This window comes from Okeania sp. SIO2B3, from assembly GCF_010672525.1.
Lineage (GTDB): Bacteria > Cyanobacteriota > Cyanobacteriia > Cyanobacteriales > Microcoleaceae > Okeania.
Map to the genome: position 1 here is coordinate 1 of NZ_JAAHGH010000146.1, position 14336 is coordinate 14336.

Consider the following 14336-nt stretch of genomic DNA (forward strand, 5'->3'; position numbering starts at 1 on the left):
ATTAGATGCTCCCCTACGTCCAGTTTTCTGTTGGTTTACCCACTGCTCTATCACTTCATCATTGAGCCAAAATGTCAGACTCCCTCTCTGTTTTAAGGAAGCATCATACTCAGACCAGTTGCTGATTCGGTACTTAGACTTGGACTTGGACTTACTCATGTCTATGTTGGTCTAGGTTTGTTGTGCCACGCACTGTTATTTTTACCTTCTAAGCTCTCTTTGTGCAACAAAGCCCAATAGAATAGCTAACACCAGGAAAGATACATTGGATAAACTAACTACCTATTTGGCTAAAAACCACAGCCAGATAGTAATAGAAGACCTAAATGTATCAGGAATGATGTCAAATCACAAGCTAGCTAAGGCTGTTGCTGATATGGGTTTTTATGAGTTTCGTAGACAGTTAGAGTACAAGTGTGAGTTATTAGGTTGCTGAGTTAATCATCATTGATAGATGGTTTCCTAGTTCTAAGACTTGCAGTAGGTGTGGTCAGGTTAAAGAGTCTCTGTCTTGATCGGAGCGTGTTTTCAGGTGTGAACATTGCCGTTTTAGTTGCGAACGAGACTTGAATGCAGCCTTAAATTTAGCTCAGGCGGTCAGTTTGCTCCGCAACGCTAGCGCGAACGACCGTGACAGCTTGTGGACTGGATAACGCCGACGTTGCCAGAATGAAACAGGAATAGAACAGGTTATCTATAGATAATCATAGATTTATATAGATAATCGTAGGTTTCTAAGAACGGTTTTACCTTCCGAAGTAATGACAGAATGGCAGCAACTGTTAAATGATTCAAGCTTTGAGTTACCATCTGGTTACTGGTCTGAAATTGCTGGAGAGTCAGAAAAGCAAGGTGATGCTCAAGCAGGTCTTTTTTCAACGGTGCCAGTTATATTTCTGTTAGCATCCTCAATTTTGGTGTTATCGTTAAATTCCTTCCGAGCAACTGCCATTCTTGGAATAGTTGCTATTTCTGCCATTGGTTTAGGATTTTTCAGTTTATGGTTATTTGGCTACCCCTTTGGTTTTATGAGTCTCATCGGTACATTTGGTTTAGTGGGAATTGCTATTAATGATTCAGTAGTAGTTTTGGCTGCCATTCTGGAAGACTCCCAAGCATCTAGAGGTAACCGTCTAGCTATTCGCCAAGTGGTTATGGGTTCCACTCGTCATGTGGTGGCCACAACTTTAACAACAATGATTGGGTTTGTTCCGTTATTGGTACAAGGTGGTGAATTTTGGCCTCCTTTAGCTATAGCGATCGCTGGTGGTGTTGGTGGTTCGACACTTATTGCTCTTTATCTTGTTCCCTGTGCGTACTTACTTATCTTTGGGCTTTGATTTTTCTTTAATGGCGATCGCTCAACTACTAATACTTTTGACAACTTATATTTTTGGTCTTCATGGCCCACCCTACAATTATCAACTGAGGGCCATAATTTTGATTTTTAAATTGGTATCAATATTTAAACCAGATTTTTCAGTGGCTTTGATTAAATCTGCTTTTATTTATAGACAATATTTTTTCCAAGCACCCCAGAATAGTTCAAGTCTTGGTCCAACTTTGCCAGATAATGTTGTCCATAGTACTTGAAATAAGAAATTTTACTTAGTTGTGCAGTTAAATTGAACAAGAAGTGAACAATTTAGATAGGAAAGTGAACGGATAAGTGAACAATTTGAATAGGAAAGTGAACAGAAAGGTGAGCGATCTCCGTGGAATTACTGTGTCATAATAAATAACTATAAGAACAAGTTCCATTGCTATACGAAAATTTTGGGAGAAGCAATTATGATCAAAAATGCCTTAACGACCATTGGTGCAGCAACAGCAGCAGCAATCACCTTACTCGCTGCCCAGGCACCAACAATTGCTGTATCATTTTGGGGGACTTTTGATTGGGAGACACTTTCGGGGAATAGTGGAACTGCTACCTTTCATTTAGAGGAAGGGGAAGAGACACCAGAAGGAATATGGGGATCTGGAGGAGTTATTTCTAACGCACCTCTAGATGATCTTGGTGTTATTGACAGCGCGGAGATAATAGACTGGCATAAAGAATTCGAGTTTTTGCCTGATGGCTCAGTTCAGAAGTTTGTTGAGATTACTTATGGTATTATACCAGAACAACCAGAAAACGAAGCTTGGGATATTGCCACGTTCACATTTGTAGATGATATTTTCCAGGAAGGTAGTGTTGTTCTTCCTGGGGAAACTGAGCCATTCGCTGTGATAACAGCTGCTACTCATGATATTCCAGAACCTGCTTCTACTTTGGGTCTTTTAGCTATAGGTTCTTTCGGCGCAGGTTCAATGCTTAAGCGCAAACAGAAAAGCTAGAAAACGGTTATTGGGCTTAACAATAGATCACTTTTTAATAATGGAGCGTTAGTATCGGTAAAACGAGCAACACTTCACTATTTTTATCTGTCCTGTCCACAAAAATAGTTTGAATATATCTGAACGAATTGTCGGAAAAATGAACAATTTGAATCAGTAAATGAACGGATAGGTGAACAGAAAAGTGAGCGATCACTACAGCATAAATTCTGTATGATGAACAAGATTTTGAATTTTGAAACTTATCTCACTATGAAAAATTATCAGTCTAAAAGTTTTACTCGTACTTCTTTTTTATCAAGGTTAACACTGACAGCTATGACAACGACAATTATCGCTTTAGGAAGTTTAACAATGCTCAGACTTAAACCTGTTGAAGCTGCAAGCATAGTTCCCTACGAAAAACATTCCTCCCGAATTGCAGGAGCATGGGTGTGGAGAATTCCTGTCATATATTTAGCATGGGATTGGGAAAAAAGTTTCAAAGTAATACCTTGGCCAACTACCGCTCCAACTCCTCCAAATAATCCAATGGCATTACTTACTGGTTCAGATGGGATGGGAAGTTCTACTACATTCGATTTTTTTGAAGATAATGTTAACAATAATGAAATAGTTTTAGAAGACAATGGAGTAACTCAAATTTACCGAGTAGAGTCGGGACAAATAACTTATGAAACTGGAGCTTTGGATGAATTCGGCAATGCAATAATTCAAGTAACAGACTTTAGCCTTACTGGCTCCCTCGCTTCTGCTGACACCTTTAGTTTGGGAAATATAGTGAGTATCAACTTTGTTGAAACTATTGATAGTGGTTCTATTGCACTAGGGTTATTGGACGGTTCTCCGGTAACTTCAACAGATACATCTGGGTTGATAACTAATCTTCTACTGCAATTTCCAAATGCACTTCTTTCTGAGGATCAGAATGGTTACATTGGCCCAGTAGATTTAGGCGGTACTTTTTCATATGACCCTGCATTAGTATGTCACGCTGATGGAGGAAATATTGTGGGACCCTGTTCCATTCCCGAAACTACTCCTGTGTTAGGTTTACTCGCCCTCGGAACTCTAGGTGCAGGTTCAACTCTTCTTCGCAAAAATAAGCAACACAAATCAGTAAGCAAAATTACCAGCGATACCGAGTAATTTATAACAAAAACAGCTACTAATTACCCTCATCAATGGAAGCTCAACTTGACAAAGCATGAGGGGAAATTATCCCACAACAAGAATCTTAATTATAAAGGTTACAACGTTCTAGATAACCCCGTGCAGCTCGATCGCCTGAATGAGATTCTAAGCATTCTTGAAATAGATTTGCGGCTTGCTCAAAAGAACCACCATGATATAACAGCACTGCTGTTTCAAACTTCTCTTTGGTAAATATTTTGGTTTCCTTGAGTTCTGGTGGGTCGGCAGAAAACACTTCAAATAAACCTACTGCTTTGGCTTTTCCTTTGGCTTTTACTTTGTCGAGAAATCGCAAATCGTATTCTAAGGGATTATCTATGTGTGCTAATGTTTGATGGGTAATTAAAAGCGAAACTCTATAGGTTTTGGTTAATCCTTCTACTCGTGAAGAGAGATTAACTGCATCCCCAATTGCTGTGCCATCCATACGTCCAAAACCTCCAACTGTGCCTAATATTAAGTTTCCCGTATGCAAACCAATACCAATACGAATGGGTTTGAGATTCTTTTGTTCTCGATCTGAATTGTATTTTTTCAACTCTCCCAACATGGCGATCGCTGCTTTAAGTGCGTCATTGACAGAATTGGGAAATAGTGCCATAATGGCATCGCCGATATATTTATCGATAAACCCCCCATAATATTTAATTTGGGGTTCCATATAACCGAGATACTTGTTAATAAAAGCAAAGTTCTCCGCATTACTATAGTTAATTATTAATTATTAATTATTAATTGTTGAGGTAGCCAATCTTCATCTAGTATTTGTTCGAGAGTATAGGGGTTGATTTCTGGTAACTTCAGTTCCGATTTAACTTGAGCAATTTTTCTGGCTTTACTATAAAGATAATCCAATCTATCAATTAAATAATTCCGTAAATTTGTTGTGAGTTTTAGTTCCAACTGAGTCCGAAATATTAAAATTTCTGTCCGCCAATTCTAGAATTATCATCTCTTTCCTTTTCCCAATATTGATAAAATAAAAGATGTTGAATAATTAAAGTCACGAAACTTTCAACCGTGCTTTTTTAACTTCTACCCAAGGCTTCTAACTCTGCAATTAAATTATCATAATCTATGTTCTCTAATTGACGATTATTTAGAAGTTTAATCATATTTTCTAACCACTCAAAATAATCAGCCTCATCAAGTAATTTTAAATCAGTAACTTGATTATTCATATTTTATTTTTGTATTTTATAAACTCCCGCTAAACTATTAAAAAATGTCTAACGGGAAAACCTATACAATGTAAGCATTTCCTGCGGAATGCTGCGCAAACAGCTATTAGCTGTTAGCTAGAGCGCAAAAAAAGGGGGTTTAAATGAATATAGACTTTGGAGCTGACTTTTGTAGTCAGATTTTTCTAGCTCAATTAATAAAACTTTTATCACCTACTAAAAGAAATAGCTGATAGCTGATAGCTGACGGCTGAATGCTTACTATACAATTCTAGATTAACTTAACAGCACGCAAGCCAAACATTAAAACAGTAGCTACACCTAAACCACCAACAAACAATACAACGAAAGCAATAATTCCATCAACAGTCATTAACTTTTCTCCAAAATGGCAATAAAACTATAAAATTAAGTCTAATATTTAATGTTCAAAATAGCAAAGTCTGAAATTATCCATGGCATCCATCACCGTTCAACTACCCTCCAAATCCTATGAAATAGCGATCACTCCTGGCAACCTGGACCAACTTGGCCAAAAAATGCAACCTCTCAACTTGGGCAAAAAGGTCTTGCTGGTCTCTAATCCAGAAATATTTGCTCATTATGGCTCTAGAGCGATCGCCTCTCTCGAACAAGCGGGTTTTGATGTTTCTCACTGCACCCTCCCTGCTGGAGAACAATACAAAAATCTTCAAACCCTAAACACTATCTACGATACAGCTTTAGCACACCGTATGGAACGGTCTTCGACAATGGTCGCCCTGGGTGGTGGGGTAGTTGGCGATATGACTGGGTTTGCAGCAGCGACTTGGTTGCGAGGTTTGAATGTAGTCCAGGTTCCGACTTCTCTATTGGCAATGGTGGATGCTGCTATTGGGGGAAAAACGGGAGTCAATCATCCCCAAGGTAAAAATCTCATCGGTGCTTTCCATCAACCACGTTTAGTATTAATTGACCCGGAAGTCTTGAAGACTTTACCAGTGCGTGAGTTTCGGGGTGGAATGGCAGAAGTTATTAAATATGGAACTATCTGGGATGCGGAATTATTTGCCAAAATGGAGAATAGTCAGAAGCTTGATGAAATTAATCATCTCACGCCAGGATTATTAGAAGAAATCTTGATTAGGTCTTGCCAAAGTAAGGCTGATGTGGTAAGGAAAGATGAAAAAGAATCGGGATTAAGGGCAATTTTGAATTACGGTCATACTATTGGTCATGCTGTGGAAAGTTTGACTGGTTATACTATGGTGACTCATGGCGAAGCAGTAGCTATTGGTATGGTAGCTGCGAGTCGGTTGGCAGTGGAGTTGGGGATGTGGGATGAACAGAGCGATCGCCGTCAGTTAGCTTTGATAGAAAAGGCTGCTTTACCGACGAGGTTGCCGAGTGGGTTGGATATTGAGGAAATTTTGATTTCTTTGCAGACGGATAAAAAGGTTAAAGCGGGTAAAGTTAGGTTTGTGTTACCGACTGGGGTGGGTGTGGTCAAGATTACAGACCGGGTTAGTGCAGATGTATTGAGAGGAGTATTGGCAGGAATTAATGAAAGAAAAAGTCAGAATTTATAATAGTTTGATGAAATTTACTTGCTGTAGTTATTTTACGTTTAGTTTTACCGAATAATTAAGGTAAAATGCCTCTCCTTTCAAGAAGAAACAAGAAAAATTTTTCCTTTGAGTCAATCCTATCCGTTTTCAAAGAGAGGTAATTATTAATTATTAATTGTTGAACTACCTACTTAATCATCACTTTCATGATGAGTAAGTTTTGGTTTTTACAATTAAAGAAAATTATACGATTTTAACTCGAAATCGTACAGATATAAAATCAAATTATCAAAATAATATGGGTCGCACCACCCCGCCTTTTAAGGCGAAATATTTTTGGAGCTTTGCTCAAATTTCTGTTACAAAAATAACTTCTGACTTCTGACTTCTGACTTCTGACTTCGTTAAGTCTATCCCAATTATGCTGGAATTATTATTTGTCTATAGGAGCATTATTGGGAAAATTTTACTCATTGTATTTATAAAGTTATTAGCGGATTTGAGATATTCAAAGGAGAGTTAATTCGTGTCATATCATGTATCTTTGAATACCCACAATAAAAATTTTAGGCAGCAGGGAACAGGTAACAGGGAGTAGTGGAGAAATTTATCAGATAAAATATTTTATTATGGCTAATTAATGATACTTGCTTGATATCAATAATATTTTTTCATAGACTAAAATTACAGTAAATTATCCCCACAGTAAAAATTTATTCTATGATTAGTAGTTGACGAACTTTTCAGTTCGGAAAATGCTACCTATATTTGCTTTTATTTGTTATAAACAAATGTTATTTTACAAATTAAGTAAATTATTTCAAAAAGGATAAATTAGAATGCACTACATTGAACACTCTGTTAGGGAATTAGTAGTTACTCAACGCCATTCTGACGGTTATATTAATGCCACTAAATTAGCGAGAGCATACAAAAATAAAACAGGAAAGTATAAAAACCCCAATAGCTGGTTTGAAAAGGATAGAACAAATGAATATATAGAGCTTTTGTCCGATAAAACAAGAATTGAGGTTTATCATCTTGTGGAAAAAAAAGGAGAAGGTAAAAATCAACAAGTTTGGATTCATCCTAAGCTTGCTGTTTCTTTTGCTATGTGGCTTTCACCTGAATTTGAAATGATGGTGTCTGAATGGGTCGAGCAATGGCTTTTCACAAATCAAAAACCTGCTATTCAGGAACCTATAAAATTGCACCCTTACCAACGTGTTTGGTACGAACGCTTAAGGTTGTTTGAAGAGAAAACTAAACTACCAAAAGGTAGATGGTGTGTTTTTGAAGAAGTTGGTAAATTAATGAGGAATTTGGAATCTAACAATGTCTCTTTACATGAGTAATTTTGCCTGCCAGCAGTGTACTTGACTGATATTAAACTCGCTATAATACCCCATATTTTACGAAATAATCAATTAGAAAAATTATTTTCAATGATATAAATTAAAATTCCAAACAGAGATTCTAAATTCCCAATAAAATGCTCTCCTGCTTCAATCTCAATTTGATTTTCTATCAACCTTCAAAACTTCCAATTACTTCCTGTCGTAACAATTCCATAAATACAAGAAATTTGATTTTTTTTCTGTCGATTAAACAATTGAGCAGCAACCATTTCCGCAATACACTGAGCTAATCCAGATTTAATATTATCGTTTTTTGCTTCAACAATTGTCACCACAGGAGCGCTGACTTCTAACTGCTTAACTAATTATAAAATCACATCTTCCCGTTAATCCCTTACTTTTATCCACATTAAATTCTGTGCCAGAAAATCAACTAATTTGGCGGTTAAAGTATTTTCTGAGTTCCACAATAATTGGAGAAATAATCAATATCGCTGAAACAACGCAAGTGGGTGAAATATTTTGTAACTATCTGGGAAAAATCAGAGTTTTTTTGATTAGAATAAACAATTTTAATCGCTGATTTTATAAGTTAAATCTATATCTTGCTCTCCTTGTCTAATTTTGGGTTTGAAACTACTTTTGATGATTTGTAATGGTATTCCTGACAAAAAATTAAAGATTTTAACTGGCGATCGCTAAATTTAATCAATATAAAAGACATCTCAAGTAAATAAATCAACTTTTGCTGAAACTCTTGTAATATCATCAGGACTTACGCACGAGGTACGAAAGATTAGGATTTGAGATAGTTTTCCGTCCCGGAATGCTCCGGAAACCCTGTCGGTCGCTTCGGACGAAAATTTAAGTTCTTAAAACTAGAATTAATTCAGGTTAATAGAGTTTTGTCATAGATGAAAATTATTACCTTGTTTAAGATATTCTCGAAATACTGGAGAAAGTTGAAACATTTTTTTATTTTGAGGATTTGTTTGTAAAATATATCGTCTGGATAAAGATTGTAAACCATTAATCACATCTGTCGATGATAAGGATAAATGTTCTTTTAAAGTCTCTATGGAAAATTCTTGGTTTTGTTGACTCATTTCCACAATAATTTTTTGTTCGACCTTAGATAATTTATCGAATAATGAATTAAATATATCTTTCAAATCTTCTGTTAAAATCAATTCGTCCCCATTGACAAAACTCAAAACATCGCCTTGAAATACATCTTGAATTAAATCGGCTATATTCTGTAAATATAAAGCATTTCCTTCATAGAGTTTGATTAAGGTAGACCAAGATTCAGGATTCTCTAAATCTTGATGATTCAAAAGTTCTGTCTCGTATAAACCTGTTAACTCTAAAATTTTAATTGGGTATAATTCCTCATTTAAAGATTTCATTTCTTGAAATTTCTCTTGACTAACTAAAATTAAACAGCTTTGATGTTCAATGTCAGTCATCATTTTCAAGAATGTTTTGTAATCTCTATATTCTGGTTTATACTGTCCTGCTAACTGTTTTTCTGTAAAAATATTCTGAACGTCATCCAAGACAATTAAGCATTTTTTCTGGCGTAAAAGATCAAACAACTTTCTACAGGTTTGTTCATTAAGACTGACACTATCATTTCCTAGATAAAAATTCTTGAATATTTCAGTTAAAAGCAAATTTAACGGTTGAGGAAATCTTAAACTTTTCCACATCAGAACATCAAAAAAATTACTGTTTAGATCGACGAATCTTTTCACTAAAGTTGTTTGACCAATTCCACTTAATTCTAAAACACTAATCAAACGAGCTTTTTGTAAAAATATCCAATCATAGATAATTTTCAGTTCTTCGTTTCTGCCATAAAAAAAATTAATTTTAGGTGCTATTCCTAAATCTTCATAGCAGGATTTAGGTTCAACTTTATTTTCAATATCTGGTTGTTGTTGTGGTTGCTCAGATATCGGCGAACAGAAATTAACAATATGGTGATGATTTTTATGATTAAACAAATTAATAAAGGATGAATTTATAAATAATCTTTCTATCGTTGAACGAAAATTATTTTTATTAATATCTTCCCCTAACTGCTCGGATAAAATTTGCCATAATCTATAACCCACATCCCTAACTCGACTCTCACTGCGATGACATTCTTCTCCAATTTGACTATAACTTTTACCTTGCCAGACTCCTTGAATAACTACCTGTTGAAGATCGTCTAAGTGTTTACCAGTTTTCTCGAAAATTAACCGATCTGCTAATTGTAATACCTCTGCAATAGCCATAAACTCCAGATATAGTTAAGTTTTAGGTATTATAGCTTGATTTTACACGGCAATTTACGATATTTTCAGACTTTAATATTAGTATTCGTCTATAAAACATAAGATTTAATAGGATATTTTACGTTGGCTGTGCCTGGAGACAAAAGATTATACTGGAATAAAAGTTAAGCCAAGTTCATCTATTAAAATTGCTTTTATGTATAGCGTAAGTAAATTAAATATTGTCAAAATATTTGTTTTAGTCGGGGTAATTCTTTCCTCCTCATCATGTGAAAGTATTTCAAATATGAAACAGCAAGGACTTCTGAAAAAAGTAGAGGAGGCATCAGCAAATTATTACTGCGAATATAATACACCTTACCCTAATAACGAGACTGACTCGGCATATGAATATAGACAGAAAAGAATTGAGGCTGAACGCCAAAATTTAGAACTTGTAGAGATTAGAGCCAAGCAAGCTGGCTTAACAGAGGAAACAATTCAAGAAGCTAGGAATGTTGGGGAAGCTAAAGGTCGCAGAAAAGTTGCTAGAAGTGGCGGTAACGTATTTTGTTACGATTTTGGTAGAGACTAAGTTAGAACCAAAAATCTGAAATTGTGTAGGTTGGGTTGAGGAAGCGTTAGCGGAGCTTATCCGCAGGATAAACCCCACATTTTTAGAGTTTTTATTAGGTGACTCCTATGGATAAGTCTTGCTCAAACTTTGTTCAAAACAACCGATAATTCTTAATTCTTAAAATATTTATTTTTTTGCTCAACCAGGTTTTTTCAGTGGCGCAGAAATAATTTTTATATCACTAATAGCTTGTTTTTTTTAATCTTCAACTATAGCTTGTAAATTATCATAAAAAGATTTAGCCAATTCTTCTCGGTATTGATAAATTTCTGCTAATACTTCATCATTATATCAGGAGTCAGAATGAATGGCTTTAATAGCAGTTTTTAGGCTGATTTCCTACCTTATAAAAATTAATCCGTCAATGGCTATGATTACTTAAGCACTTCTACTTATCTGAAATTTGTTTTTTTCAAGTTATCCAAGCAGACAAAAAATGTGAATATTGGAGATGATATGAACGTAAATACTAGCTTGTAGCTTTTAAAAGACAATAATTTTTACTTTTAGCTAAAAAATTGGCACAATATATTATGTACAAACTATGATACCAAATCGCTGAAACAACGCAAGTGTGTGAAATATTTTGTAATAATTTGGGGAAAATCAGATCTTGTTTGATTAAAATTATTTATTTTAATTACTGAAACGATAAGTTAAATCTATAGTTTACCTCTTTTGTCTAATTTTTAATTTGAAACTACTTTTGGATAATTAGCGATCGCATTCCTGACAAAAAAGAGAATATTGCCTGAAGTTCTTGTAGAGATGTTCCATGGAACATCCCTACATTTATATATCGCCTATTGACAATTTCAATAATCACTTGCTTCCTGACTCACTGACGCATTCGCCTCAGTAGCTTGCCATAACTTAAAAAGTAATAACTCAATCCGATTGCTCAATGCAGTAATAAAAATTCCATTCTCATATTCTGGATCTACAGTTATCCAAGTTCCTCCTAAACTAACTTCCACAAACTCATCATCAGCAACACAAAGGGCAATATCATCTCCACCCTCCTTTTGCACAGCCATCTCCAACATCGACAACTCAGGTAAATTTACAGGTAGCAAAAAAGCTGCAGAACTTGGTTCAACTACAATTTTTTGACCAACTCGCATAGCCAAGATTACCCGCAGTGCTATCAACTGTTCGGGAGATTGAGCCAAACGCTCCATATAAAAACCAGATTCAGTATAAGTTAACTTTAGCATTCCCGGTGGTCTCTCCTTTTTTAATTGGAAGAGCTTCGGATGTTATTGAGTAATTAATCCATAACTCAAAACTCAAAACTCTTTGCAGTTATTGAAATTAGTTTTGTTAGCAACATCTGGCACATCAGTTAACGAAGTCAGAAGTCAAAATACCGTTTCACGGAAGTTAAAAGTCAAAAGTCATGCATTATGATTTTATAGACTCCAAACTTTACTTAAAAGTCATGCATTATGATTTTATAGACTCCAAACTTTTTTGCCACAGTAATTTCAGGAAATTATTTCACACATATAATTTGAAACTATTTTTGACATCTTTAAAGTGAATTGGTATCGGATCATTATTTTGACTGTTTTCTGCTCAAAATAACGACATCAAAATTTAGCTCTAGTTGCTTCCTAGAACTAACGAAACTTATAGACAACTTTTTAGGTCTGCTTCAGAAAAAAAATAAAACCTTCTAAAGCTCGTGTTGTCGTTCGCGCCAGAACTGTTCAGCAAATGCAATAGTCGGATGTATTGGTGTTTTCGGTTGATGTGATAATTTCATCCCTGCTTCAGCGGGAGTACGATTACCTTTCATTGCATTGCACCTTTCGCAAGCCGTAACTACATTATCCCAACTATGTTTACCACCCCTAGACCGAGGAATAACATGATCTAAGGTGAGACGTTTAGTAGTCCCGCAATATTGGCAACGATGATGATCCCTCTTTAATACTTCCCTACGGTTGACTGGAGGAACTTTCCACACTCGTTCTTGGGAGGCCATCGTTAGGCGAATTTGTTCGGGCACATATAAGACCAAACTAGGAGAACGCACAGGCCAGCCACTACCATTATCAAAATCTAGAGGTTCAGCTTTGCCAGTAACCAACAGAGCGATCGCCCGCTTGATATTTACGCGGGTCATGGGTAAGTAGTTCTGAGAAAATACGACTACAGATTGGTTTAATACTTGAGTCATGCTGGTCACTGCTTTACCTCCTAAATTTTAGATTTTAGATTTTTTATAGCAACTGGTTTTTCAATTAACTGGTGCCGCTACGCGGAAGTCAAAAGTCGTAGGGGCGAATGGCATTGGCTAGCGCCAAGCTCCGAAGGGCGCCCTCAAAAGTATTGATTGGTAAGGCTTTTAGGATTTTGTAACTGGTTAGTTATTCCCGCCCTCTTCTACTAGCTATCAACTATTAGCACTTCAGCACTTCAGCCTAAAAATTTGCACATATAATTAGCTATCTGTTTGAGCAGTCCCCGCCAAGCTGACCGCTGACTGCTGAACTGCGTTAATGCTTTTTAATTGTCCGAATTCAAAAATTAATTTTATTTTTCTATTTCCCGGTCCTATCTAAAACTAACAACCCCTGCTTCTACTTATTCGGAAGCGGGGGCTAGAAAAAAGATTTTTATACCTTTTAGTCTGACTTATGTACAGATTTTTTTTGTCTGTACCTCCCGCTTCTGAGAAATTGATTTGACCTAATCTTTGGCCCTTCAATCTGAAAAAAGTTATTAAATTTTTCGAGTAGATCTAAACCTCCATAATCAATGCCAAAATCATTTCCATCACATAATATTGTTCCCAACATCAGCCATGAAATAGCCCCACAACCCTTAAATAGGTTGTTTTTTGACCGAGGGATGGCTTGAATAAATGAATGGTTCACAGCAAGACTCTCAAAAAGTTGGGGTTTCAAATCTAACCTTTTTTATACTACACTAATATTACAGAGATGTCTACCTAAAATTTTAAGGAGAAAAAAAATCATGTACACAATTCCCAGAACTTCAACTACTGATATGGAAGTTACTAGCATCCGTTTGGAAAGGGAGTTAAAGGATAGGTTGAAAAGACTAGCTAATAATAAGGGCTATCAAGCTTTGATTCGAGATATCCTCTGGAACTATGTCCAGCAAAAGTCTGGAGATTATCGGCCACAGTTTTCCCATTCGGATATTCGAGCTAGTCTACCTGCAACGGCCCAACAGGAGGAACGATGTGTGCTTACTGGCAAAGTGATACGAGCAAATGAATCTATGTTATTAGGACTTACGAATAATGGTGATATGGTGCCCCTTAGTATTGATAGTATGGAAGATTAAGTGACATCTCCCACACTAAGCTCGCGCTATAGTGTGGGCTTCTCGTTTCGTAGCCCCGGTATCCCGTCGGGCAAGCGCGTGCTTTAAGGATGTCTGGGCCCTACCGCCCTATTTTTTATATTTATCGCCGCATTTAAGTCGCGGTCTATTACTATGCCGCAATGCGGACAAGAATGAGTTCGTATGTTTAATCCTTTAGGGACTTTTTACCCACAATTTGAGCAATCTTGGCTAGTATTTTTGGGGTTCACTGCTATAGTCTTCTGTCCAGCATTTCCAGCTTTGACATTTAAAATAGACAGGAATTGTCCCCCAAGTCGCATCGTTAATTGATTTACTCAAACGGGTCTTTGCTAGTCCTTTAATGTTTAAGTTTGCCTCCGGCACGCCGCTCCGCGTCTACGTGGGCAATAACTTCAGATGAGTGATCATAATTCATTGGCTGTTTTGATCAGGTAAATCATACCCGCTTGTCAGCTACTTTTTTATGTTGT

The 14336-nt window shown here is 36.2% G+C and carries 19 protein-coding genes and 2 pseudogenes; 10 read left to right on the forward strand and 11 right to left on the reverse strand.

The window, feature by feature from the left end:
* The first annotated feature begins 265 nt into the window (after window positions 1-265).
* The 6 genes and pseudogenes from F6K15_RS35090 to F6K15_RS35115 all read left to right on the forward strand — a co-directional run bounded on the left by F6K15_RS35090 (window position 266) and on the right by F6K15_RS35115 (window position 3489).
* On the forward strand, window positions 266-436 hold the full coding sequence (locus tag F6K15_RS35090) for an IS200/IS605 family accessory protein TnpB-related protein (RefSeq protein WP_293070316.1): 171 nt from the start codon (window positions 266-268) through the stop codon (window positions 434-436).
* Window positions 437-551: 115 nt separating this feature from the next.
* A pseudogene (locus F6K15_RS35095) lies at window positions 552-653 on the forward strand (hypothetical protein); the annotation flags it as partial.
* 108 nt (window positions 654-761) lie between these two features.
* Window positions 762-1340 (forward strand): efflux RND transporter permease subunit, encoded by a 579-nt coding sequence (locus tag F6K15_RS35100; RefSeq protein WP_293070318.1) that lies wholly within the window; start codon window positions 762-764, stop codon window positions 1338-1340.
* Window positions 1312-1593 carry a hypothetical protein gene (locus F6K15_RS35105; protein ID WP_293070320.1) on the forward strand — a complete coding sequence of 94 codons (282 nt, stop codon included), beginning with the start codon at window positions 1312-1314 and terminating at the stop codon, window positions 1591-1593. The genes F6K15_RS35100 and F6K15_RS35105 overlap by 29 nt, the downstream gene beginning before the upstream one ends.
* Before the next feature lie 198 nt (window positions 1594-1791).
* Window positions 1792-2340 carry a PEP-CTERM sorting domain-containing protein gene (locus F6K15_RS35110; RefSeq protein ID WP_293070322.1) on the forward strand — a complete coding sequence of 183 codons (549 nt, stop codon included), beginning with the start codon at window positions 1792-1794 and terminating at the stop codon, window positions 2338-2340.
* Window positions 2341-2553: 213 nt separating this feature from the next.
* The gene (locus F6K15_RS35115) at window positions 2554-3489 is read left to right on the forward strand and encodes a hypothetical protein (RefSeq protein ID WP_293070324.1); all 936 of its coding nucleotides are present in this window, start codon (window positions 2554-2556) and stop codon (window positions 3487-3489) included.
* A gap of 88 nt (window positions 3490-3577) precedes the next feature.
* Here the strand turns inward: F6K15_RS35115 and F6K15_RS35120 are convergent, their stop codons facing one another.
* The 4 genes from F6K15_RS35120 to F6K15_RS35135 all read right to left on the reverse strand — a co-directional run bounded on the left by F6K15_RS35120 (window position 3578) and on the right by F6K15_RS35135 (window position 5088).
* Window positions 3578-4195: an adenylate/guanylate cyclase domain-containing protein gene (locus F6K15_RS35120; protein ID WP_375341112.1), complete on the reverse strand. Its 618-nt coding sequence runs from the start codon at window positions 4193-4195 to the stop codon at window positions 3578-3580.
* A gap of 56 nt (window positions 4196-4251) precedes the next feature.
* On the reverse strand, window positions 4252-4437 hold the full coding sequence (locus tag F6K15_RS35125) for a DUF29 family protein (protein ID WP_293070326.1): 186 nt from the start codon (window positions 4435-4437) through the stop codon (window positions 4252-4254).
* Between the two features lie 125 nt (window positions 4438-4562).
* Window positions 4563-4715 (reverse strand): DUF29 family protein, encoded by a 153-nt coding sequence (locus tag F6K15_RS35130; protein ID WP_293070328.1) that lies wholly within the window; start codon window positions 4713-4715, stop codon window positions 4563-4565.
* A 271-nt stretch (window positions 4716-4986) separates the two neighbouring features.
* Window positions 4987-5088, reverse strand: coding sequence for a cytochrome b6-f complex subunit PetL (locus tag F6K15_RS35135; RefSeq protein WP_124144714.1), 102 nt, complete (start codon window positions 5086-5088; stop codon window positions 4987-4989).
* 82 nt (window positions 5089-5170) lie between these two features.
* Here F6K15_RS35135 and aroB point away from each other — a divergent pair, with 82 nt between their 5' ends.
* Entirely contained in the window at window positions 5171-6283 is a 1113-nt protein-coding gene (aroB, locus tag F6K15_RS35140; RefSeq protein WP_293070333.1) for a 3-dehydroquinate synthase, read from the forward strand.
* Between the two features lie 818 nt (window positions 6284-7101).
* The gene (locus F6K15_RS35145; protein WP_293070335.1) at window positions 7102-7617 is read left to right on the forward strand and encodes a KilA-N domain-containing protein; all 516 of its coding nucleotides are present in this window, start codon (window positions 7102-7104) and stop codon (window positions 7615-7617) included.
* Window positions 7618-7796: 179 nt separating this feature from the next.
* Here the strand turns inward: F6K15_RS35145 and F6K15_RS35150 are convergent, their stop codons facing one another.
* Both F6K15_RS35150 and F6K15_RS35155 read right to left on the reverse strand, forming a co-directional pair.
* A complete protein-coding gene (locus tag F6K15_RS35150; RefSeq protein WP_293070337.1) occupies window positions 7797-7955 on the reverse strand; it encodes a hypothetical protein in 159 nt (52 codons plus the stop codon).
* Between the two features lie 573 nt (window positions 7956-8528).
* Window positions 8529-9905, reverse strand: a complete 1377-nt coding sequence (locus tag F6K15_RS35155; RefSeq protein ID WP_293070339.1) for an NB-ARC domain-containing protein — start codon at window positions 9903-9905, stop codon at window positions 8529-8531.
* A 286-nt stretch (window positions 9906-10191) separates the two neighbouring features.
* Here F6K15_RS35155 and F6K15_RS35160 point away from each other — a divergent pair, with 286 nt between their 5' ends.
* Window positions 10192-10479 carry a hypothetical protein gene (locus F6K15_RS35160; RefSeq protein WP_293070341.1) on the forward strand — a complete coding sequence of 96 codons (288 nt, stop codon included), beginning with the start codon at window positions 10192-10194 and terminating at the stop codon, window positions 10477-10479.
* Between the two features lie 742 nt (window positions 10480-11221).
* Here the strand turns inward: F6K15_RS35160 and F6K15_RS35165 are convergent.
* From F6K15_RS35165 to F6K15_RS35180, 4 genes are all read right to left on the reverse strand, one after another.
* The gene (locus tag F6K15_RS35165) at window positions 11222-11347 is read right to left on the reverse strand and encodes a hypothetical protein (protein WP_293070343.1); all 126 of its coding nucleotides are present in this window, start codon (window positions 11345-11347) and stop codon (window positions 11222-11224) included.
* Entirely contained in the window at window positions 11337-11738 is a 402-nt protein-coding gene (locus tag F6K15_RS35170) for an alr0857 family protein (protein WP_293070345.1), read from the reverse strand. Before F6K15_RS35170 ends, F6K15_RS35165 begins: the two co-directional genes overlap by 11 nt.
* A 461-nt stretch (window positions 11739-12199) precedes the next feature.
* Window positions 12200-12706: an HNH endonuclease gene (locus F6K15_RS35175; protein WP_363269394.1), complete on the reverse strand. Its 507-nt coding sequence runs from the start codon at window positions 12704-12706 to the stop codon at window positions 12200-12202.
* A gap of 448 nt (window positions 12707-13154) precedes the next feature.
* The gene (locus F6K15_RS35180; RefSeq protein WP_293070348.1) at window positions 13155-13406 is read right to left on the reverse strand and encodes a hypothetical protein; all 252 of its coding nucleotides are present in this window, start codon (window positions 13404-13406) and stop codon (window positions 13155-13157) included.
* Window positions 13407-13506: 100 nt separating this feature from the next.
* Here F6K15_RS35180 and F6K15_RS35185 point away from each other — a divergent pair, with 100 nt between their 5' ends.
* Window positions 13507-13842: a hypothetical protein gene (locus tag F6K15_RS35185; protein WP_293070350.1), complete on the forward strand. Its 336-nt coding sequence runs from the start codon at window positions 13507-13509 to the stop codon at window positions 13840-13842.
* An 83-nt stretch (window positions 13843-13925) separates the two neighbouring features.
* Here the strand turns inward: F6K15_RS35185 and F6K15_RS35190 are convergent.
* Window positions 13926-14229: pseudogene (locus F6K15_RS35190) on the reverse strand (RNA-guided endonuclease InsQ/TnpB family protein); the annotation flags it as partial.
* Window positions 14230-14336 lie beyond the last annotated feature (107 nt).